Below are 21,986 nucleotides of genomic sequence, written 5' to 3'. Positions count from 1 at the left end.
TATCGTGAATTTTATTATTCCCAAGAATTTTAATCTTGTCATGAAGGTGGCATATCATTAATAAATAAGGAGAAAGAAAATGAAAAAGATCGTGATTTTGACACTCTGTCTATTGCTCGTGTTTGCCATGGTGGGATGCACCTCCCAGCCGCAAGCTGCAGAAGAACCGTCTGCCACAGGCTCTGCATCGGCGTCTGCCGAAGGCGCAAGTGAATCGGCGGCAGCCCCGGCGGGCGATGAAATGACCGTTGTGCTCATTCCGAAGCTGGTGCACGAGTTTTACAACTACGTGCAGGAGGGGGCGGATCAGGCCGTAAAGGAACTTGAAGAGCAGGGATATAAGGTCAATGTAGTGTGGAGCGCTCCTACGGCCGCAGACGTTACGGAGCAGACGCAGAAGCTGGAATCCGCCATTTCGTTGAACCCGGATTATATCGGGATTGCCGTCATCAATGGAGAAAGCGTGAAGCCCATGCTCGAATCCGCACAGCAAAATGGAATTAAGGTCATCGCGTTTGATACCGACTATGAAGGGTCGACGGCGGATTCATTTGTTGGGGCGAGTTTGGATGCACAGTACCATTCCGGGGAACAGGCCGCGGATATCCTGGTGAAGCAGACCGGTAAAACCGAAGGGAAAGTGGCAATGCTGACGGGTTCGCCCGATGCGGAAAACCACAAGCTATTCTCGGGCGGCTTCCGCGACCGCATTCAGTCTGAATATCCTGGATTTGAAATCGTTACGGAACAGGCCGACAACGACGACAAGGAAAAAGCGACCCAGCTGACGGAAGCAATCCTGGCGCAGTATCCGGACGTTGATATCATCTTCGGAGGCGACGGCTCCGCGGGCGTAGGCGCAGGCATCGCCCTGCAGGCCGCGATTGACACAGGCCGGGTGGAAAAGGACCAGGTAAAAATTTCCACATATTGCCTGACGGCGGACCCCCAGGCTTCGCTGGAAGCAGGGCAGATCAGCGCGATTATCGATTACAGCCCTTACTATGAAGGATACTATACGGTCATGAGCGCGGCGCAGGAATTCTTTAATGGGGTTGAGCTGCAGGGGGTGGATATTCCGTTTGGTATTGTGACAATGGAAAACCTTGCCACCTATTCCGACGAATACCGCCAGATTTGTATCGACAGCGGCGCGGAATATTGGAATAAATAATTCCGTTACAACAAAAAGTACCAAGGCTGCAATGTAGGAATATATGCCGCCGTCCATACCGGGAGGTGTGGGCGGCGGCATAAAAAAGAAGAGGTTATGGAGGGAAATGTATATGCCGCTTCCCAAACTTGAAGTAAAAAATGCGAGCAAAAATTTTCCGGGCGTTAAAGCGCTGATCGATGTGGATTTCCATTTGAATCCGGGGGAGATCGTTTCGCTTGTCGGTGAAAACGGCGCGGGAAAAAGCACGCTGATTAATGTAATTACCGGACAGATACTCCCCGATGAAGGCGAATTATACATCGATGGAAAAAAAACCGCGATTGCAACGCCGACGGATGCGCTCAACCTGGGCGTGGGCCTGGTTCCCCAGGAATTGAATTTGATTCCGCAAATGTCTGTTGCGGAAAATATCTATCTGGGCACATGTAAAGTCAAAGGGGGAGTGCCCAGGATCGATTGGAAGGCAATGCGGAGCGATGCCGAAGAAATCATAAAAAGCCTGGACGCAAAAATCGATGTTACAAAAAATGTAGATAATATGAGCGTGGCGGACCAGCAGATGGTGCAGATCGCCCGCGCGCTTTGCCTGGGCGCGGATATTCTCATATTCGACGAACCGACCGCGTGCCTGACATTAAAGGAAACGGAAAAACTTTTAAGCATTATTCGTAAATTCAAAGAGGAAGGGAAATCGATTATTTTTGTTTCCCACCATTTGGATGAAGTGATCGAAATATCCGACCGTGTTTCTATTATGAGGGACGGCGCTTTAATAGAAAATCTTGAAAAAGGGGAACTTTCCGTAACGCGCCTGATAAGCGGAATGATCGGCCGCGAGGCCGAAAAAGGAGAAATCCTGCGCAAAGAGGACAATACGGGCGAGGTGCTGCTGAAGGTAGAGCATCTGAGCCGGGAACGGGAATTTCAGGACATCAGCTTTGACGTAAAGCGGGGCGAAATCTTTGGAATCGCGGGGCTGGTGGGCGCCGGGAGGACTGAATTGGTCAGCACAGTGTTCGGCGTGCAGAAGCCGGAGACAGGCTCCATCTGGCTGGACGGGGAAGAACTGAAACTGCGCGGGCCGCACGATGCGATCAAAAAGGGAATCGGGTACGTATCCGAAGAACGAAGAAAATATGGGATACTGCCAACGATGACCATTAAAGAAAATTTGACCATCGCAAATTTGAAAAGCATTTATCGGTTTCCAATGATCCGGAAAAAGGAAGAGGAGGAAATGTTCCAGACCTATTCCGAACAGGTACAGGTCAAAATGGCAAGCCCCGAAGGGCTGCTGACAAAGCTTTCCGGCGGGAACCAACAAAAAGTGGTCGTTGCGCGCTGGCTGGCCGCCAACTGCAAGCTCCTGATCGTAGATGAACCAACCCGCGGAATCGATGTGCTTGCCAAAAATGAAATTCACAAGCTGATGCGCAAATGCGCGGATGAAGGCTTAACGATCCTGGCCGTTTCTTCCGAACTGGAAGAATTAATTAGAATATGCAACCGTATTTTGATTATGCATGAGGGGCGGCAAAAGGGCCTGGTGGATGCAAGCGAGATTACGCCGGAACAGATTCTGCACATTGCGTTGACGTAATATATTTTAGATAAAAGGAGACTTTAAGTACGATGGAAACCAAAAAAATAAGAAACAAATTCAGCATGAACCAGAATGTTTCTACGATCCTGTTCCTGATGCTGTTCATCCTGCTGTTCAGCGTGATTTTGACATTTGCTACACCGAACTTTCTTAATTCGTACAACATCGGCATCATTATTAAGCAGATGTCATTTTTTGGAATCGCTGCGCTGGGGCAAACGCTGGTGCTTATTATTGCCGGTATCGACCTGTCGATTGGCTCGACAGCCTGCCTGGGCGGAATATTTTTTGCCCTGTGCATGACGACCCTGGGCATGAACCCGGTGCTTGCCGTAATATTGTGCACGGCGATAGGCTGCGGAATCGGATACCTCAACGGGCTCCTGATTACGAAGCTTCGCCTTCACCCGTTTATTGTGACGCTGGCGGTAAGCAATATCGGGTACGGCTTTGTCCTGGTTATTACGGAAGGCTATACCATATCCGGTATTACGGGCGATGTGCTGGCGATGGGCCAGGGAATGCTAGGCGCGATACCCGTTCCAACCTTAATATTTATAGCGGCAGTGGCGGTGCTGGCCTATATATTGAAATTCACGCCGTTTGGCAGGGAATTGTTTGCAATCGGCGGAAATCATGCCGCGGCGCGGCTGGTTGGGGTGAAGGTGGAAGCGCGCAAGCGCAATGTATACCTGATCTCGGGAGGGCTGTCGGCTTTTGCCGGCATTATGGTGGCCTGCCGGTATAATTCCGGCCAGCCGACGATCGGCGAAACATGGGTCATGAGCTCCATCACGGCTGCGGTCATTGGGGGAACGTCCATGGACGGCGGAGTCGGAACGGTCGTAGGGACGCTGGTGGGGGCGCTTCTGATGCAGCTGCTCTCCAATTCCATCGTAATGCTTAACGTATCCCAATATTGGGAAGCCGTGATGACGGGCGGTGTGGTTCTTCTCGCAGTAGCGATCGACGCGCTGCGCACGATGCACAGGAATAAACAATTGAGTAAATAAAACCGGAACGGCAGACGGAACGGTTATAACGATTATAAGGAAGGCGTATTTCTGTGCGCTTTTTCCGAACGATTCTACAGGAGAACTTGAAAATGCGGGAATTAAATAAAAAGCTTATGCTGGAATTATATTCTCAAATGATACAGATTCGCGAATTTGAGAAGGAAGCGATTGAGCTTGCAAAAATGAATCTGACCCGGGCGGCGATCCACACCTATAACGGGCAGGAAGCAATTGCGGTGGGCGTGTGCGCCCACCTTGAAAAAGAGGACTACATTATATCGAATCATCGCGGGCACGGGCATTGCGTGGCCAAGGGAGCCGATTTAAGGAAAATGTTTGCGGAGCTTATGGCGCGGGAAACCGGGTATTGCAAGGGAAAAGGCGGTTCGATGCACATTGCGGACCTTTCAACCGGAATGCTGGGGGCGAACGGAATCGTGGGCGGAGGCCTCCCCATTGCCGTAGGGGCCGCTTTTACGGCGAAGTACAAAAATAACGGAAGGATCGTCGTTTGCTTTTTCGGAGACGGGGCGAGCAACGAAGGGGCGTTTCACGAAGCGCTGAATTTAGCGTCGATCTGGAAACTGCCGGTCGTTTTCGTATGCGAGAACAACCAGTATGGAATTTCGATGAACGTATCAAAATCCACAAACATAAAACGGCTTGCGGACCGCGCGGCAGCGTATGGGATCAGGGGCGTCACCGTGGATGGAAACAAATTGGATGAAGTATACCGGGAATTTGCAGGCGCGGCGGAAGAGGTGCGCGCAGGCGGGGGGCCGGTGCTGATGGAAATGGCGACCTACCGCATGAGCGGCCACTATTTTGGGGATAATGAAAACTATCGGACAAAAGAAGAAGTGGAAGCATGGAAGAAAAAGGACCCGATCGATTATGCCGGGAAAATACTGACGGATGATTACGGGGTAACAGAGGAAGAAATCCGTAAAATACAGCAGGAAGAAAAACAAAAAGTGCTGGAGGCATCGGAAACGGCGAAGGGGGACCCATTTCCGGCGGAAGAAGACCTGACGAACGACCTGTACGACCCGTCATTCGGGGAAATCGTATGGAAGCCGTGGAAAATGGCCTGAGGAGGAACGAGAATGAGAAAACTATCGATGCGGGAAGCGGTGAACGAAGCGCTTCATATCGCTTTCAACAGTGATGAGCGGATTTTTACGGCGGGAGAGGATATTGCGGTATATGGCGGGCAACTGCGCTGCTCTTACGGTTTGCTGGAAAATTTCGGGGAAAAGCGCGTGCTGGATACGCCAATCTCGGAGTCGGCGATCGTAGGGCTGGCGGTCGGGGCCGCAATGACAGGCCTGCGCCCGGTTGTGGAGCTGTCGTATGTCGATTTTATCGGCGTGGCATTTGACCAGATATTGAACCAGGCGGCAAAAATACGGTATATGTACGGCGGTATGGTAAGCCTTCCGCTTGTAATCCGTACGCAGGGCGGGGCGGGGCTTGGAAACGGCGCGCAGCATTCGCAGTCCCTTGAAGCCATGCTGAGCCACATTCCCGGGATACGGGTGCTGATGCCCTCCAATGCCTATGACGCAAAAGGCTTGCTTTTGCATGCGATCCGCGACAATAACCCCGTCGTTTTTATTGAGCACAAGGCGCTTTATAAAGTGAAATGCGAGGTGCCGGAAGAACCGTACGAGTGCGATTATACCTGCGATATCAAGCGGCAGGGAGAGGATATCACGATCGTTGCTTATTCCGCGATGGTGAACCAGGCGCTCAAAGCTGCGGAGCAGCTCGAAACGGAGGGAGTGTCCGCGGAGGTGGTAGACGTGCGTTCGCTTACGCCGTTTGATGCGGATACGGTCGTTCGGTCGGCAAAAAAAACCGGACGCGTCGTAATTGTGCATGAGGCCTGTAAAAAAGGCGGCTTCGGGGGCGAAATCGCAGCGGAAATACAGGAGGCGGCTTTTGAAAACCTGAAAAAGCCGGTCTGCCGTGTGGGCGCGCCGTTTGTACCCGTACCGTTCGGGCCGAACCTGGAAAGCTGTTTTGTGCCGGACAGCGGGAATATTCTTGAAGCGGCGCATCGTATATTGACGGATTGAAAGAAAGGATGGAACGAAGATGAAAAAAGAAGTGATTATGCCAAAAATCGGGTTGGACATGGAGGAAGGAACAATCAGCACATGGGTCAAAAAGGTTGGAGACCATGTGGAAGTAGACGATGTGCTGCTTGAGATTGAGACGGATAAAGCGACGACCGAAGTGAAATCCAGCGTTGCGGGGACCCTGACGGAAATACTTGCCGAGGAAGGCGATACGGTGGAGATCACTAAAACCATCGCGTGGATTCAGACAGATGAGTGATACGGTAATAAAGCTTACCCCCATGAAAAAGAGCATGGCGCGGCATATGACGGAAAGCTGGGACGGCGTGCCCCAGTTTAATATCGAGGGGGAAATCGATTGCCGCCCGATGATAAAATTCCGGGGAGGGCTGCCCTTTAAAACCTCCTATACGACATTGATTGTACGGGCGGCGGCGCTCTGCCTCAAAAAGCACCCGGGGATAAACGCATCCTTCGGGCAGGATCATATTCTCTGCCATGAGGGCGTCAACATCGGCGTGGCGGCGGATACGGGAAAGGGATTGCTTGTCCCGGTGATCCGCGACGCCGCGGATAAAACGATCCGCGAATTACATGAATGCATGGAAGAGATCAAGGAAAAGACAAAGCGCGGCAATTTTACACTGGAGCAGCTTGCAGGCGGAACGTTCACAATCAGCAACCTTGGAATGTTCCCCGTAAGCGCGTTCACGGCAATCGTGAATGCGCCCCAGGCCGCCATCATGGCGCTTGCGCGAATGAGGGACGTTCCGGTTGTCAAAAACGGAACTATTGTTTGCGGTAAACAAATGAACGTCCGCCTGAGCGCGGATCACCGGATAACGGCGGGCGCGGACCTTGCGAGGTTTATGGCCGATTTTATCGTTTTACTTGAAGAGCCGGAGAATTTACTTTGAGGAGATGTCAGCAATGGGAAACTATATTTTGGGGATCGATCAAAGCACTTCGGGAACCAAAGCGATCCTATTCGATCAATATGCGAATGTAATTTGCCGGAGAGACAGGGCGCACAGGCAATATTATCCCAGGGACGGATGGGTCGAGCATGATCCGGTGGAGATATATCATAACCTCATCGGCGCAATCCGCGAGGTTATAACGGATTCGGGCGTTTCACCGGAAGACGTGCTGGCGGTTTCAGTTACGAACCAGCGCGAAACGGTAATGCTTTGGGAAGAGGACGGCAGGCCGGTCCATAACGCTGTCGTGTGGCATTGCGCGCGTGCGGCGGAATTGGTGAAGCGTGAAAAAATCTCGTCCCGCAGCGACGAGATCACAAAGGCGACGGGGCTCGTGCTCTCCGCATATTTTTCCGCAGGGAAAGCGGCGTGGATTTTTGAAAATGCCGAATGTGGAAAACATCCGCTGTTTGGAACGATGGACAGCTGGGTGATATGGAAGCTGACGGGAAAACACGCGACGGATTATTCCAACGCCTCGAGGACCCAACTGTTTAATATCCATACCCTCAAATGGGACGAAAGGTTGTTGGAGTTGTTCGGGCTCAGCGAAGTAAGGATGCCCGAGGTGAAATTTTCGGATGAGGTTTTCGGCTATACGACGGCGGAAGGGGTGCTCCCCCGGCCGGTCCCTGTGTGCGGAGTGATGGGGGATTCCCACGGCGCGCTGTTTGCACAGCAGTGCTGGAAGCCGGGAATGGTAAAATGTACGTTTGGCACCGGAATGTCGGTCATGATGAATATCGGGAAACAGCCCGTGCTGTCCAAGTATAAAATAGGGACGTCAGTGGCGTGGGGGCTGCAGGGCGAGGTGGAATATGCTCTTGAAGGAACCGCGAATTTTACCGGGGACGTGATCCGGTGGATGGAGAACGACCTGAAACTGCTTGGAAGCAGTGAAGAATCCGAACAGATGGCGCTGCAGGCCGGCGATACGGAGGGCGTGTATTTGGTGCCTGCTTTTGCGGGGATCAATGCGCCGCATTGGAACAGCAATGTGCGCGCCATGCTGTGCGGGATGCAAAGGAGCACCAACCGGAACCATATTGTGCGCGCGGGCCTGGAATCGACGGTATATCAATTGAAGGATATTACGGAAGCAATGGGAAAGGATGCCGGGATCGGCATATGCGGGCGGCCTGGGAATTGGCCTGTGGAAGGACCGGGATGAAATCGGCAGCCTGGGAAACGACTGCGGTATTTACCATGCAAAAATGTCCGAAGAACAGAGCAGGCATCTGTACGCGGGCTGGACGGATGCGGTCAATATGCTGGTCCGAAAAGACACGTAATAAAATATGCAGGATGAAAATGCGCCGCAGGCACTGCGGCGTGTCAGGCTGTCAAAAAACCTTTCAGCAGGGATTGTCAAGGGGCAAGGCCCTTGATTTATAATCGCGGACAAGGTGAATTCCGGCGTGGTAACGCCGGAAGAGAGGGTGCCCTGGGGTGCAAGGGCGACATGCGCGCCCGCAAGTCCGCTCATATGGCGGTTTTGCGGCCGTCATGCACAGCCTGACAGCAAAACCGCCGCAACCTCGAAAAAGTGTCCAGCCGCGTAGCGGCGAGACTTTTTCGACAAGCTCGCGCCGCAGGCACTGCGGCGTGTTTTTTATACCGGGCGCTTACCGGAATTTCCGCGCGGTTAAAAAATAAATGAAATATACCGCGCAGCCCGCAATTCCCGATTGAATGAGCATATCCCGGAAATCGGCGGAATCAGTCGTAATGTTCTGGTTATATACGCGCAGCATCAGGACGCATGTCACCACGACGGCAATCAGCTGCCCGGCGCATAACGCAATTTTTGCAATGTGGTACTGGAGCTCCACGTTGTCCGCGTTGATTTTCACCGGATATTTGTACAGGCGCGGAAAACGCGACAGCAAAAACAAAAGCCCGCACAGGCCGCCGCCGAGGGCGAACAGGATAAACAGTACGGTGCGCATTCCATATTTGGCCACCAGCCCGTCCGCGCCTACGGGAGGCGCGGGCATGGGCAAAATGCTTGCCGTAAGCGCAAATGTTGCGGTCATGCAGATGATTCCGGCGAATGTCGCCCATTCCAGCACGAACCGCCAGTTGCGCAGGACCTTCAGCTTGATTTCGCGTTTCATGGCACTCCTATTTCCTCAGGTCGACAAATTCGGAAGGGTCGATGCTTCCTTCCGCAAAGGTTCCCATGTCCTCCAGCATCCGCAGGGAAGCCTCGAGGATATAAAACATCAGCGGGCAGCCGCTTCCCTCGCCAAGACGCATGCCAAGCGTCAGCGCGGGGGCAAGGCCAAGCGCCTCCGCAATCGCCGTATAGCCCTGCTCGTCGCTTTTGTGCGATGCGAACATATAAGATACGCTCGCGGGGGAAATGCGCATCGCGCACAGCGCCGCGCACACGGAAATAAAACCGTCGATCACAACCGGGACCCGGTAATGCGCGCACGCGAGGTATGCGCCCGTCATCGCCGCGATATCGAGGCCGCCGACCTTGGCAATCACGTCAACCGGGTCGCTCGCATCCGGTTTGTTCACCTCGATGGCCTTCTCGATGACCGATATTTTTTTTTCGTATTGCCCGTCCGTAATGCCCGCGCCCCGGCCGGTTAAGGCGGAAACCGGTTTCCCGAGCAGCACGGACGCGACGGCAGCCGTGGTAGAGGTGTTGCAAATCCCCATTTCCCCAAGGCCGATCACGTCGTAACCCTCGCGTGCCGCCGCGGCTTCATATCCGGTTTTCATGGCCCTTTCACATTGTGCGCGCGTCATCGCGGGGCCATAGGTCATATCGTTCGTGCCGTGCATCACCAGCGCGTCGATGATGTTTTTGCGTTTCAGCTCCTGCGCGACGCCCACGTTGTAGACGAAAACCTCCGCGCCCGCCTGCGCCGCCAGCGCGTTTACCCCCGCAATTCCGTTTGCGATGTTGATGGTCTGCATGGGAGTGACCGCCTGCGGCACCGGAGTGATCCCCTGACCGTAAACGCCGTTGTCCGCCGCGAATACAAGCACGGCGCGCCTTGCAAGGGTTCCGCCCATAAAACCGCGGATGCCCGCGAGCCTTACCGCATACTCCTCCAGCTGCCCGAGGCTGCCCAGGGGCTTCGACAGGGAGTCCACCCGCTCGCGCGCCGCGGCCATGGCGTCTTCATCCAGGGGCAGTATATCCGTATAATCCATAAAACGTCCTCCTTTTCGTCTGCGAATCGTCTAAAAACAGGAATTGGTTATATTTAGTATGCCATACTTTTTTCCTGTAATTCAACTTTTACAGGTTTAATTTATCGGCCCCTTGCTATTTCCGCCTCAGCTCCAACATGGCTGCATAATGCTTTATGGAAAATTTTTCAGGCGCGATTTTTTCGAGCAACAATTTATGTTCGTTTTCCCATTCCGCAACCTTTTCGCGCGGCAGGGAAGCGCCGATCCCCCGGCAGGCTTTCATCCTTCCGTTCCATGTTTCCCTGGTGAAGGGAACATCGATTTCATATTCCTCGTGGTATACGGCTTCAAACGCTTCATATACGTATTCGGGCGCCGTAATCGGATGCATGGTTTCCCCGGCGCCCGACCAGTTTGGGCGATACTTCAATACAAGGGCCTCGCTCATTCCGGCAATCTCATCCTCAAACGGCAGCCACGCCATATATAATAAAAGTAATTTCCCGCCTTCCTTTATGATCCGGGATAGCTTGGGAACCAGCTTCCGGTCGTCAAAATACCAAAAACATTGGCAGGCGGTCGCCACATCAAAGGAACTGTCCGGGAAGTCAATCTCTTCCGCTCCTATATTAAAATATTGAATTTCCTGCTGCAACCCGGCGGCCATTCTTTTTGCCTGTGCAATCTGCATATCGGAAATATCTATCCCGGTCCATTCCGCTCCATACCGATACATATTCCTGGGCAGAACGCCCGTTCCCGTCCCTAAATCCAATACCCTCTGACCCTTCAGGCACAGGCCGCGGTTTATAATTTTCTCATAGAAGATGCCAGGATAAATATCCCTGTACCTTGCGTAATCAGTTGAAGCCTTTCCCCAATCGAATGCCTCGCCATTGTCAATTTTTTTATTTTTTATTTCCATGGGCGCTCTCCCCAAATCCCGGATTTTCTATGCAGTTTTCCTATATGGATTTTTATAAAAAAGCGCATACTTTTGTATGCGCTTTTTGTGAATCCTTTTAAAATACGAGTTTGTCCTCGATAAACTGCCGGACGCCCTCCATTGGAATGCGTTCCTGCGCCATGGTGTCGCGGTCACGCACGGTTACGCAGCCGTCCTCGAGGGATTCAAAGTCCACCGTCACGCAGTACGGCGTGCCGATTTCATCCTCCCGGCGGTAACGCTTGCCGATGGAGCCCGCAAGGTCGTAGTCCACGTTAAAATGCTTCGCAAGGTCGGCGAACAGCTTATCCGACGTTTCCGAAAGCTTCTTTTGCAGGGGCAGCACCGCGGCCTTGAAGGGCGCGAGCGCCGGATGGAAATGCATCACGGTGCGCGTGTCGCCGTTTTCCAGCGTCTCCTCGTCATAGGCCTCGCACAGGAACGCGAGCGCTACACGGTCCGCGCCGAGTGACGGCTCGATGCAGTAGGGCACATATTTCTCGTTTGTTACAGGGTCAAGATATTCAAGGCTCTCGCCGGAATGGCTCATATGCGCCTTAAGGTCGAAATCCGTCCGGTCCGCGATGCCCCACAGCTCGCCCCAGCCAAAGGGGAACCGGTATTCGATGTCCGTCGTCGCGTTGGAATAGTGCGAAAGCTCTTCCTTGGCGTGGTCGCGCAGCTTCAGGTTGTCGTCGCTGAGGCCAAGGGCAAGGAGCCAGTTGTGGCAGGTATCCTTCCAATAATTAAACCACTCGAATTCCTCCTTCGGGTTGCAGAAGAATTCAAGCTCCATCTGTTCAAATTCACGGATGCGGAAAATAAAGTTTCCGGGCGTAATCTCGTTGCGGAACGATTTGCCGATCTGTCCGATGCCCATAGGCATTTTGCGGCGCGTCGTACGCAGTACGTTTTTGAAATTGACGAAAATGCCCTGCGCGGTTTCGGGGCGCAGGTAAATCTGCGCGGCCGTGTCCTCGTTCACCCCCTGGAAGGTCTTGAACATCAGGTTAAACTGGCGGATGGGCGTAAAATCATTTTTCCCGCAGGACGGGCACACAATGTGCTCCGCGATGAACGCTTCCATATCCTCCTTGCTCATCGCTTCCACCGGACCGATATCGATCCCGTTTTCCGCCACATAATCCTCGATCAGCTTATCCGCGCGGAAACGCTCCTTGCAGCTTTTGCAGTCCATCAGCGGGTCGTTGAAGCCGCCCACATGGCCGGACGCAACCCACACCTCGGGGTTCATCAGGATCGCCGCGTCAAGCCCCACGTTATGCGGGCACTCCTGCACGAATTTCTGCCACCAGGCGCGCTTCACGTTGTTCTTGAATTCCACCCCGAGCGGGCCGTAATCCCATGAATTCGCAAGCCCTCCATAGATTTCCGAGCCGGGATACACAAAGCCGCGCCCCTTCGCGAGCGCCACGATTTTGTCCATTGTCTTTTCCATCATTTTCCTCCCAAAATTTAGTAAAAAAAATCTTCCGATCCCTTGGAATAGGGACGAAAGAATACCTTCCGCGGTTCCACCCTGATTGGTTAAAAAAACCCGCCTTCATTGCGCGCGTTCCATACTGCGCGGGGCGCCACACCCGCAAAACGCGCCTTATTCAAGTTATTGACACAATCATACCAAGTTTAAAGGCGGAATTCAAGCCTCTTTTTCGCTGGAAACCGTTTATTTCCGTTCCGGATGCCCCGCCTCTGTGGTATACTAAAGGTGAAAAACAGGAATAAGGAGAATTCCATGAACGGAATTGGGTTATTTGGCATTATTACGGTATGCTCGACACTTGTGATTTTTATTGTCTGCATCGTGCTTTATTGCAGGATACAAACAAAACGGCATTTTAAGTGCCCGCATTGCGGCGCGCGGTTTAAGGTGGCGGGCATGCGCACCTTCTTTGCCTCGCGGCAGGGAACGGACCGCCTGCTCTCCTGCCCGCAGTGCGGGATGAACTGCTATATGGAAAACATTCCGGACGAGGAATATACGGAAGAAATGCGGCGGGCGGATGCGGAACGCCGCCGACAGGAAGAGGAAGAGGACGGGGAATGACGGTTCTTTTGGTAGGCGCCGGCGGCTTTATCGGGGCCGTATGCCGCTATGGAATGAGTTTCCTTACGAAAAGCTTCTCCGGCAGCTTCCCGTGGGGAACGCTTCTTGTGAACTTTATCGGCTCCTTTTGTATTGGAATGGTATTCCAGATGACGCTGAAATGGAACGTGGACGAACGCGTCGCCGGAATGGTAATGCTTGGAATTATCGGGGGCTTTACCACCTTTTCGACCTTTTCCCTTGAAACCCTGCGCCTCCTTGAAGGAGGGAATATCGCCTTTGCGCTCCTGAACATCCTTCTTTCCGTCGTGGCCTGCGTGTTTGCGGCATGGCTTGGGCGGCTTATGATCCGGGCGATATAGGAAAGCTGTCCCGGTCCGTTTATTGATCCGGCGCCAAAAACCGCATGGGAAAATCCCATGCGGTTTTTTTGCGCGCCTGTATGTATGCCGCGCCGCCATTTTACTTTCATTTTACGCAACTCACACAAACCCTTCTTATGGGTTTTACACCGGCCCGGTATACTGAACCCCAGTAACCGATTTTAAATTTATTTTTAAGGAGAGAACATATGAAAAGAAGATTACTCACACTCGTACTGACAGGCATGATGACGCTTGGCGCCCTGTTCCTTGCCTCGTGTGCGTCCGGGGCCGCGGTTCCGGCTGAAAGCAGCGCCCAGGAACCGGCGGGGAAGGCTTCCGCCGCATCCGAAGCTCCGGCGCAGGCCGAACCTGGGGATAACGGCCCGGACGCCGCAAGCGGTGAAATTACGGTCTATACCGCGCTCGAGGACGAGCAGGTCACCGCCTACCTCGAAGAGTTCAACAAAACCTATCCCGACATCAAGGTAAACGTTGTCCGCGAATCCACGGGCATCATCACCGCCAAGCTCCTCGCGGAAAAAGACAACCCGCAGGCGGACGTAGTGTGGGGCACGGCGGCTTCCTCCATGATGGTGCTTGACGACCAGGGGATGCTCGAGCCATACGCGCCGCAGGGCGTGGACCGCATCCTTCCGCAGTTCAAGTCGGATAAAGAGACGCCCACATGGGTGGGCATCGACGCGTGGGAAACCGCAATTGTCGTCAATACGGAAGAAGCGGCAAAACTGGGCCTTCCCGAAATCACGTCGTACGAAGACCTTTTAAAGCCGGAATTCAAAGGCCATATCGTCATGTCCAACCCCAATTCCTCCGGGACGGGCTTCCTCACGGTGTCCGCAATCCTGCAATTAAACGGCAAAGATACGCCGGAGCAGGGCTGGGATTTCCTCTCAAAGCTTGACGAAAACGTTTCCCAGTATGTGCACTCCGGCTCCAAACCGGCCAAGATGGCGGCAGCGGGAGAAACCGCGGTGGGCATCAGCTTCGGATACGCGGGCCTGAGCCAGAAGGCGAAGGGAGCGCCGGTAGAGGTGATCTTCCCGTCCGAGGGCTCGGGCTGGGACCTCGAGGCCAATGCGCTGATGAAAAAGGACGGGATCAAGGACGCGTCGAAAACCTTCCTCGACTGGGCAATTTCGGACGACGCCATGAACCTCTATAAGGAAAATTACCCGATCATCACAACCGGGGGCGACGGCACTTACGAGGGCTACGACGGAGACCCGCTCGACCAGCTTATTGATAACGATTTTTCATGGGCGGCCTCGAACCGTGAAGAAATCCTCAACACCTGGATGGAAAAATTCGACGCAAAATCCGAGCCCGCCTCCTAAACCGGCTGAAACAGAAAATGGAAAGGCGCGGGGAAACCCGCGCCTGCCTTATATACATGGGCCGGGACGCCCATTTAAGGGGCGCCTGCATCGGGGAGGAGGATTTGAGTGAGCTTTCTGCAAATTGAACAAGTAAATAAACGGTTTGAAAAACAGGCCGCTCTTAAAAATATCAATCTTACGGTCGAAAAAGGGGAACTTGTATGCATCCTCGGGCCGTCCGGCTGCGGAAAAACGACGCTGCTGCGCATCATTGCGGGCCTTGAAATGCCGGAGGAGGGCAAGGTTGTCATCAACGGGAGGGACTGCACGGCGCTGCCGCCGCGTGAAAGGAACTTCGGCGTGGTGTTCCAGTCCTACGCCCTGTTTCCCAATATGACGGTGGAACAAAATATCCTGTTCGGATTGTCCGGGCAAAAGAATAAAAATAAGGAAGAAAAACGCTTCCGGGTTACGGAGGTGCTCCGCATGGTGGACCTCCTTGACCACCGGAAAAAATATCCCAGCCAGCTTTCGGGCGGGCAGCAGCAACGGACGGCCCTTGCCCGCGCGATTGCGCCGGGTCCGGAATACCTGCTGCTCGACGAACCGCTTTCGGCGCTCGACGCCAAGGTACGCGTAAAGCTGCGCGCGGAAATCTGCCGCATCCAGCGGACCCTCGGCATCACCACCATTATGGTTACGCACGACCAGGAAGAGGCGCTTACCATGGCGGATAAAATTGTGGTCATGAACAATGCGGTGGTGGAACAGACGGGAACGCCGCATGAAATCTATAATCGTCCGGGAAGTCCTTTTGTGGCGGGCTTTATCGGCACGATGAATTTTTACGAGCGGGGAAACGCGCTCCTCGGCGTGCGCCCGGAAAATGTGACGGTGGGGCGCGACCTGTTCCGTGAAGACGATACCCACTGGATCGGGACGGTCATGGGGCTTGAATTCCGCGGGTCACAGACGCGCGTATACGGCAGACTGCGCGGCGGGCTTGAAATTTGCGCGGATATCCCGTCCGGGGAGGCGGACGGGCTTGGCGTCCGCAGCGGGGAGAAATGCTGCTTCCATATCCCGGAAGAGCATTTCGTCCGCTATCCCGCGTGAGGTGCCTATGAAAAAGAAATTATTCCGGAATCCCGGGCAATGGATGCTGATGGTCGCGCTGACGTTCTTTTTTGTGGTCATCATGATCCTTCCGCTCGGGAGCCTGTTTTCGAAGGCGTTCCTCAACAGCACGGGCGATTTCGTGGGCCTTGCGAATTATGCGAAATATTTTACGACGCCCGCCCTTTCCGTATCGGTGGGAAATACCATCGATATCTCGCTGTGGACGGCGGTACTCAGCACCATCCTCGGTTTTGCCTTTGCCTATGCGCTGCGCCGCAGCCGCCTGCGCTGCAAGACCTTCCTGAAATACATGGCGCTCCTGCCGATTTTCATGCCCACCGTGGTGCACGGCCTGGCGCTCGTTTACCTGTTCGGGAACCAGGGCCTGGTTACCGGCCTCGGCTGGGATATCGGCCTTTACGGGCGCACGGGCATCATCCTGTCGGAAATCGTGTATACCTTCCCGCAGGCGTTTCTGATGTTCGATATCGCGCTCGGATTCGCGGACGGACGGCTGTACGAGGCGGCGGATTCAATGGGCTGCGGCCCGGCGAAGGGCTTTTTCCGTATCACGCTGCCCGAGGTGAAATATACGCTCATCAGCTCCCTGTTCGTGTGCTTCACGCTTGCGTTCACGGATTTCGGCGCGCCCAAGGTGCTCGGGGGCAGCTTCAATGTGCTCGCGACAGATATCTATAAACAGGTGGCGGGCCAGTTCAATATGAATATGGGCGCGGTGATCGGCACGCTGCTGCTGATTCCGGCGGTGCTCAATTTTGCGGTGGACCGCATTACCAGCAAAAAGACGGACGGTACGGTAAGCGCCCGGGCAATTCCCCTGCGGATCAAAAAATCACGCGGACGGGATGCGGCCCTCGGCGTGGTCTGCTGGTTCATCGTGGGCTTTTTCGGCCTGATGGTGGCGGTGCTCGTCATGGGCGCGTTTGTCAAATACTACCCGTACGACATGGGCTTCACCCTGCAGAATTTTGTGTTCAACCAGTCGACAGGAGGGTTCGCGAGCTTTTTAAACTCCCTTTCCATGAGCTTTTTCTCGGCGCTGTTCGGCACCGTCTTTGTGTTCGTATACGCCTACCTGATCGAAAAGGGCAGGGGCATGGGGCCGCTCAAAAAGGCGGGCCGCGTGCTTTCCGCGCTGCCGATTGCGCTTCCGGGAATGGTGATCGGCCTGGCGTTTATTTTCTTTTTCAACGCAAAAAACAATCCGCTGAATTTTGTCTACGGGACAATCGGCATCCTCGTGCTTGCCAACATGCTGCACTTCTATGCCGTACCTTTCGTAACGGCGTCGGGCGCGCTCAGGAAGCTGGACGGGGAATATGAAAACGTGTCGGAAAGCATGAAGGTGCCGTGGTATAAAACCTTTTTCAAGGTCAGCGTTCCCCTGTCCCTTCCGGCAATCCTTGAAATGTTTATGTTCTATTTTGTTAATTCCATGGTAACGGTGTCGGCGGTGGTGTTCCTGTATTCGGCCAATTTCAAGGTCGCGTCCATTGCCATCACCCACATGGAGGAGTCCGGGGATTTCGCGCAGGCCGCCGCCATGAGCCTGTTGATCCTCGCTGTCAACGTGGGCGTTCGCGCAGTGTACGAGCTTGCGGTCAGACGCCTGAAAAAACCAAAAAGAAAAGAGGCAAAAGAAAGTGAATTATAAGACTGTCATACTGGACTGGGCGGGCACAACCATAGATTTTGGCTGCTTTGCGCCCGTGGCTGCATTCAAAAAAGCGTTTGAACGTGCGGGGCTGCGGCCGACAATCGAAGAAACCCGCGCCCCTATGGGCATGAAAAAGTGGGACCACATCAAAAAAATGCTCCGGGGCGAACGTCTCGCGGCGGAATTCGCGGAAAAATATGGACGCGCATCCGATGAAAACGATATCCAAAGGATATATGACGCCTTTGAAACGGAGCTTTTTGCAGTGCTCGAAAATTTCACCGAGCCGCTGCCCGGCGTATGCGAAACGGTTAGCCTGCTGCGCGAAAAGGGAATAAAGATCGGCTCCACAACCGGGTATACGGCGGAAATGATGGAAATCGTCGCCGCCAAAGCAAAGGAATACGGCTACGCGCCGGACTGTGTCGTCACGCCGGACGACGTATGCGGGATGGGGCGGCCCTATCCGTACATGATCTGGAAAAACCTGCGCAAGCTCGAGGTAAAAAATGTGCTTGACGTGGTCAAGGTAGGCGATACCGCGGCGGATATCCGCGAGGGAAAAAACGCGGGCTGCATTTCCGTCGGCGTCGTCAAGGGTTCCAGCATGCTCGGATGGACGCTCACCGAATGGGAACGCGCGGACAAAGCCACCAAAACGGAAGCGTGCGCAAAGGCGCGCCGGGCGTTCCTGGATGCCGGGGCAGACGTGGTCTTAAACGATATTACCGAGCTCGCCGCGTTTTTGGAAGGATAGAAAGGAGTTACGCCATGTACGAAAACATTCCCGATAATCCCTACCTGCTGCTCACGCCCGGGCCGCTTTCCACCTCAAAGGGTGTGCGCGCGGCGCTGCTGCGCGACTGGTGCACGTGGGACAGGGATTACAATGAAGAAATTGTCCAGGCAATCCGCCGCAAGCTGGTTCGCCTCGCGGCGCGGCAGCCGGAGGAATATACCGCCGTGCTGATGCAGGGAAGCGGGTCGTTTGCCGTGGAAGCCTGTCTTGGCAGCGTGATACCGAAGGACGGGAAACTGCTCATCATTGCCAACGGCGCCTATGGGGCGCGGATGGAAAAAATGGCGGAGGTGCTTGGAATCAGCCATACGGTGCTTGAATACTCTGAAACGGCCGTTCCCGGCGTCAGCGAGGTAAAAATAACGCTGGAAAGGGACCCGGCCATTACGCATGTCGCGATGGTCCACTGCGAGACCACGACGGGCATCCTCAACCCGCTGCGCGAAATTGCCGGGGTTGCAAAGCAATACGGCAAAATTTTTATCGCAGACGCGATGAGCTCGTTCGGCGGCATCCCTATGGATATCGGCGAAATGGGCATCGATTTCCTCATCAGTTCCGCAAATAAATGCATCCAGGGCGTCCCGGGGTTTGCCTTTGTGATTGCAAACCGTGCGCGGCTCGAGGAATGCGGGGGCAACGCCCGGTCCCATTCCCTCGACCTGTACGACCAGTGGAGGTGCATGGATGCGGCGGGCAAATGGCGCTTCACCTCGCCCACGCATGTGGTGCGGGCCTTTTTAAAGGCGCTCATTGAGCTTGACGACGAAGGCGGCGTCGCCGCACGGTATGGACGCTATTGCGAAAACCACAGCGCCCTTGTGGAAGGAATGGAGCATGCGGGCTTTGAGACGCTGCTCCCGCCGGAGATACAGTCGCCTGTCATCACCTCCTTCCGCTACCCGGCGGCGCATTTTGAATTCAACTGGTTTTATGAAGCCATAAAAGAACGGGGTTATGTGCTCTATCCGGGGAAAATTTCGCAGGAGGATACGTTCCGTATCGGGACGATCGGCGAGGTTTATCCGCGTGATATAAAAAAATTAACGGAAATTGTTTGGGAGGTAATGCAATGAAAGTATTTTGTCTGGGCGGCGCGGGGCGTATCTGCCGCGAATCGGTGTATGACCTTACGCAGCACTCGGATTTTGAGCGGATTACGATCGGCGACTACGATGTTGCCGAAGCGCAGCGCGTGAAGGAATGGCTTAATGATCCGCGCGTGGACGTGGTGTTTTCAGACGTAACGGATGTGGACGGAACCGCGGAAAAGATGAAGGGATACGACGTGGTGATGGACGGCACGCAGATCACCCTCAATGGAAAATCCACGGAGTGCATCGCCAAAGCGGGCTGCCACGGGGTCAACCTCAACGGTTTCGGCGAGGAAAACCAGTGGGCGGACCTGTTCCGTCAGGCGGGAAAAACATGCGTTCCCGGTTTTGGCATGACGCCCGGCGTGACGCAGATGATGGCAATGTACGCGGCGAACAAAATGGATACGGTGGAGGAAGTTTATGTGTCGCACGGCGCGTTCCGTCCGTTCGCGTTCTCAAAATCCATCACCGAAACCACCACCTATGAATACGACCCGGACCTTCCCGGCCGCATCGTGTTTGAAGACGGGGAATATAAGCAGGTGCCGCCCTTTGCCCGTCCACGCAAAGTGATGCTCCCGGAGCCCTACGGGGAAACGGAGCAGTATATCATCCCGCATTCGGAAACGCTTACCCTCTCGCAGGCCTTAAAGGAAAAAGGCGTGCGCCTGGTCGAGGTGCGCGGCACATGGCCCAAAGAGAACATGACGCTTGTCCGCGGCCTGTATGATTATGGCATACTCAAAAACCCGGAGGTACGGGTGGGAAATGAAACCGCCGGCCTCATGGACCTGATCGGCGGCTACCTTTTAAACAGCGAGCAGGGCAAAACCACCGCGCTTTACGGCTATGCGCTGCACATCGAGGTTGTGGGAACCGTGGACGGCAGGAAAACACGCGCAATACTGACCCATACCCATCCCGCCTCGGACGGCAGCGTGCCCGGATGGGAAGGCCTGCGCGCCTATACGCGCAATGTGGGCATCCCGCTTGCCATTGCGGCGGAAATACTGGCCAAAGGCGGCGCCGGGAAACCGGGTGTGCTGATCCCCGAAGACGCCTTCCGTCCGCAGGAGGTTATAGACGCGCTTAAAAAGAGGGATATCCTGGTCCGCGAACAATGGGAAACGGTGTGACGGCAACAGAAAAAAAGGCTGCCCCGGTAAAGTGAAGACGGGGCAGCCTTTTTCCTGTTTTGAAGGAAACGTCAGTTCAGGACAAGGACGGATATATTGAGGATTGCCGCGATGCCGAGCCAGACGAGGTAAGGAACCAGCATACGGAACGCGGGGCGGCTCACGCGGGAAACGTTGCGCATCAAAATAATAAGGTTTACAATCAGGGCGGCCATAACTGCCAGCGCAGGACCGGGTGCGTACGCCAGGAAAAATATGGGAGACCACAACGCATTCAGCACAATGTTGATGATAAAACCGATCACTGCCGGGCCGCAAACGCGCCTTTTCGAGACCACGAGGGCAAAAGAAACCGCAATCAGGACGTATAAGGCCGTCCATACCGCCGCAAATACCCACGGCGGCGGCTGGAGGGGCGAAAGCGTAAGTCCCTCGTACCATGCGGAAGAGGTGTCCGTTGAAAGGCTCGCGGCCACCGCGCCCGCCGCCGTTGCGGCCACCGCCGCGATCATCCTTACGGTACGTATATTTTTTTCATGCTTTTCTTCTTCCATTCGATAAGTCATTACGAACATAATCCTGTTTCCCCTTTTCCTCCGGGAAAAGAATCCCGGAACCTTTGATAATTCCTTGCAATGTAGCGCCTTCCTGCGATATAATAAATAATTGGAAACGTATCCGGCGCTATCGCTTTTTGTAGGGTTATGATAACCGCGAAGCGCACGGGTAAACCGCGTTCCATAAAAATTCACTAAGGTAGGGTATCCGCCGTGCGCGGAACTCGAGCGGAGGTAAACATGAAAACAAAAACAAGAACGCTGACCCTGACGGCGATTTTAATCGCCATCACCCTGATCTTCGGCTTTACGCCCATCGGCTACATCCAGACGCCCTTCGGCATCGTGATTACGCTGATGTGCCTGCCGGTTATCATCGGGACGCTGACCCTCGGATGGAAAGCGGGCCTTGCGCTCGCGGCGCTCTTTGCGGTCACCAGCATCGCGAAGATTCCGGGCGATGTATTCGGCCCGACGCTGCTCGCGGCGAACCCGGTGCTGCTGATGATAAACATCATTGTGCCGCGTCTTTTGATCCCCTTTGTGGTCGCACTTGTATACCGCGCGATGCGCTCGAAAAAAGAGCTCCTTAATATCGGGGTTGCGGCGGTGGCAGGGTCGCTTACGAACACGGTGCTCTATCTCGGGTTCCTGTACGCGTTCTTTTCCGGAATTGTGGCAAGCGGCATTATCCTTTCGGTGGCGCTCCTCAACGGGATTATTGAAGCGGTGGTGGCGGCGCTTTTGTGCCCGCCCATCGTACGCGCCCTGAAAAAAACGGTGCCGGCTATTGGAAATGCGGCCCCTGCGGAACAGAAACAGGCGGAATAAGCGCGCGAAGGCGGCGCGCCCAAAGGAGACTTTACAG

23 protein-coding genes are annotated in these 21,986 nt (G+C 54.4%); 18 read left to right on the top strand and 5 right to left on the bottom strand.

The window, feature by feature from the left end:
• Positions 1–79: 79 nt before the first annotated feature.
• The 9 genes from BBD38_RS12165 (at position 80) to BBD38_RS12125 (ending at position 8,152) form a co-directional block, all read left to right on the top strand.
• Positions 80–1,174, top strand: coding sequence for a sugar ABC transporter substrate-binding protein (locus tag BBD38_RS12165; protein ID WP_066688620.1), 1,095 nt, complete (start codon positions 80–82; stop codon positions 1,172–1,174).
• 112 nt (positions 1,175–1,286) lie between these two features.
• The gene (locus BBD38_RS12160; RefSeq protein WP_172807836.1) at positions 1,287–2,777 is read left to right on the top strand and encodes a sugar ABC transporter ATP-binding protein; all 1,491 of its coding nucleotides are present in this window, start codon (positions 1,287–1,289) and stop codon (positions 2,775–2,777) included.
• A gap of 32 nt (positions 2,778–2,809) precedes the next feature.
• The gene (locus BBD38_RS12155) at positions 2,810–3,793 is read left to right on the top strand and encodes an ABC transporter permease (protein ID WP_082989661.1); all 984 of its coding nucleotides are present in this window, start codon (positions 2,810–2,812) and stop codon (positions 3,791–3,793) included.
• Positions 3,794–3,885: 92 nt separating this feature from the next.
• Positions 3,886–4,890, top strand: a complete 1,005-nt coding sequence (locus BBD38_RS12150) for a thiamine pyrophosphate-dependent dehydrogenase E1 component subunit alpha (protein WP_066688618.1) — start codon at positions 3,886–3,888, stop codon at positions 4,888–4,890.
• 12 nt (positions 4,891–4,902) lie between these two features.
• Positions 4,903–5,877, top strand: coding sequence for an alpha-ketoacid dehydrogenase subunit beta (locus tag BBD38_RS12145; protein ID WP_066688613.1), 975 nt, complete (start codon positions 4,903–4,905; stop codon positions 5,875–5,877).
• A gap of 19 nt (positions 5,878–5,896) precedes the next feature.
• On the top strand, positions 5,897–6,139 hold the full coding sequence (locus BBD38_RS12140; RefSeq protein WP_066688611.1) for a biotin/lipoyl-containing protein: 243 nt from the start codon (positions 5,897–5,899) through the stop codon (positions 6,137–6,139).
• The gene (locus BBD38_RS12135) at positions 6,132–6,797 is read left to right on the top strand and encodes a 2-oxo acid dehydrogenase subunit E2 (protein WP_066688610.1); all 666 of its coding nucleotides are present in this window, start codon (positions 6,132–6,134) and stop codon (positions 6,795–6,797) included. The genes BBD38_RS12140 and BBD38_RS12135 overlap by 8 nt, the downstream gene beginning before the upstream one ends.
• Positions 6,798–6,810: 13 nt before the next feature.
• Positions 6,811–8,031 (top strand): FGGY-family carbohydrate kinase, encoded by a 1,221-nt coding sequence (locus BBD38_RS12130; protein WP_066688608.1) that lies wholly within the window; start codon positions 6,811–6,813, stop codon positions 8,029–8,031.
• Positions 7,973–8,152 carry a hypothetical protein gene (locus tag BBD38_RS12125; RefSeq protein ID WP_066688606.1) on the top strand — a complete coding sequence of 60 codons (180 nt, stop codon included), beginning with the start codon at positions 7,973–7,975 and terminating at the stop codon, positions 8,150–8,152. The genes BBD38_RS12130 and BBD38_RS12125 overlap by 59 nt, the downstream gene beginning before the upstream one ends.
• A 333-nt stretch (positions 8,153–8,485) precedes the next feature.
• On the opposite strand, the gene BBD38_RS12120 is transcribed toward BBD38_RS12125, so the two are convergent.
• The 4 genes from BBD38_RS12120 to BBD38_RS12105 form a co-directional block, all read right to left on the bottom strand.
• Positions 8,486–8,977, bottom strand: coding sequence for a hypothetical protein (locus BBD38_RS12120; RefSeq protein WP_066688604.1), 492 nt, complete (start codon positions 8,975–8,977; stop codon positions 8,486–8,488).
• 7 nt (positions 8,978–8,984) lie between these two features.
• Positions 8,985–10,034: a nicotinate-nucleotide--dimethylbenzimidazole phosphoribosyltransferase gene (gene cobT / locus BBD38_RS12115; protein WP_066688600.1), complete on the bottom strand. Its 1,050-nt coding sequence runs from the start codon at positions 10,032–10,034 to the stop codon at positions 8,985–8,987.
• A gap of 115 nt (positions 10,035–10,149) precedes the next feature.
• On the bottom strand, positions 10,150–10,941 hold the full coding sequence (locus tag BBD38_RS12110) for a class I SAM-dependent methyltransferase (RefSeq protein ID WP_066688598.1): 792 nt from the start codon (positions 10,939–10,941) through the stop codon (positions 10,150–10,152).
• Positions 10,942–11,038: 97 nt separating this feature from the next.
• Positions 11,039–12,424, bottom strand: a complete 1,386-nt coding sequence (locus tag BBD38_RS12105; protein ID WP_066688597.1) for a glycine--tRNA ligase — start codon at positions 12,422–12,424, stop codon at positions 11,039–11,041.
• Positions 12,425–12,718: 294 nt separating this feature from the next.
• On the opposite strand from BBD38_RS12105, the gene BBD38_RS12100 reads away from it, so the two are divergent.
• The 8 genes from BBD38_RS12100 (at position 12,719) to BBD38_RS12065 (ending at position 20,561) form a co-directional block, all read left to right on the top strand.
• Positions 12,719–13,030: a hypothetical protein gene (locus tag BBD38_RS12100; protein WP_066688596.1), complete on the top strand. Its 312-nt coding sequence runs from the start codon at positions 12,719–12,721 to the stop codon at positions 13,028–13,030.
• Positions 13,027–13,392, top strand: coding sequence for a fluoride efflux transporter CrcB (gene crcB, locus BBD38_RS12095; RefSeq protein ID WP_066688595.1), 366 nt, complete (start codon positions 13,027–13,029; stop codon positions 13,390–13,392). Before BBD38_RS12100 ends, crcB begins: the two co-directional genes overlap by 4 nt.
• Positions 13,393–13,601: 209 nt before the next feature.
• Entirely contained in the window at positions 13,602–14,750 is a 1,149-nt protein-coding gene (locus BBD38_RS12090) for a putative 2-aminoethylphosphonate ABC transporter substrate-binding protein (RefSeq protein WP_066688594.1), read from the top strand.
• Positions 14,751–14,858: 108 nt separating this feature from the next.
• Entirely contained in the window at positions 14,859–15,848 is a 990-nt protein-coding gene (locus tag BBD38_RS12085; RefSeq protein ID WP_066688590.1) for an ABC transporter ATP-binding protein, read from the top strand.
• Positions 15,849–15,855: 7 nt separating this feature from the next.
• The gene (locus tag BBD38_RS12080; RefSeq protein ID WP_066688587.1) at positions 15,856–17,526 is read left to right on the top strand and encodes a putative 2-aminoethylphosphonate ABC transporter permease subunit; all 1,671 of its coding nucleotides are present in this window, start codon (positions 15,856–15,858) and stop codon (positions 17,524–17,526) included.
• The gene (gene phnX, locus BBD38_RS12075; protein ID WP_066688585.1) at positions 17,516–18,286 is read left to right on the top strand and encodes a phosphonoacetaldehyde hydrolase; all 771 of its coding nucleotides are present in this window, start codon (positions 17,516–17,518) and stop codon (positions 18,284–18,286) included. The genes BBD38_RS12080 and phnX overlap by 11 nt, the downstream gene beginning before the upstream one ends.
• 14 nt (positions 18,287–18,300) lie before the next feature.
• Positions 18,301–19,404, top strand: a complete 1,104-nt coding sequence (gene phnW / locus BBD38_RS12070) for a 2-aminoethylphosphonate--pyruvate transaminase (protein WP_066688584.1) — start codon at positions 18,301–18,303, stop codon at positions 19,402–19,404.
• Entirely contained in the window at positions 19,401–20,561 is a 1,161-nt protein-coding gene (locus BBD38_RS12065; RefSeq protein WP_066688579.1) for a saccharopine dehydrogenase family protein, read from the top strand. Before phnW ends, BBD38_RS12065 begins: the two co-directional genes overlap by 4 nt.
• 71 nt (positions 20,562–20,632) lie before the next feature.
• On the opposite strand, the gene BBD38_RS12060 is transcribed toward BBD38_RS12065, so the two are convergent.
• The gene (locus tag BBD38_RS12060; RefSeq protein ID WP_082989659.1) at positions 20,633–21,136 is read right to left on the bottom strand and encodes a TspO/MBR family protein; all 504 of its coding nucleotides are present in this window, start codon (positions 21,134–21,136) and stop codon (positions 20,633–20,635) included.
• Between the two features lie 222 nt (positions 21,137–21,358).
• Between BBD38_RS12060 and BBD38_RS12055 the strand changes: the two genes are divergently transcribed.
• Positions 21,359–21,949, top strand: coding sequence for an ECF transporter S component (locus BBD38_RS12055; RefSeq protein ID WP_066688577.1), 591 nt, complete (start codon positions 21,359–21,361; stop codon positions 21,947–21,949).
• The last annotated feature ends 37 nt before the right edge of the window (positions 21,950–21,986 follow it).

Source organism: Christensenella intestinihominis (genome assembly GCF_001678845.1).
GTDB classification, from domain to species: domain Bacteria; phylum Bacillota; class Clostridia; order Christensenellales; family Christensenellaceae; genus Christensenella; species Christensenella intestinihominis.
Note: the sequence above shows the minus strand (reverse complement) of the source record. Positions and strands in the feature narration are given on the sequence as shown.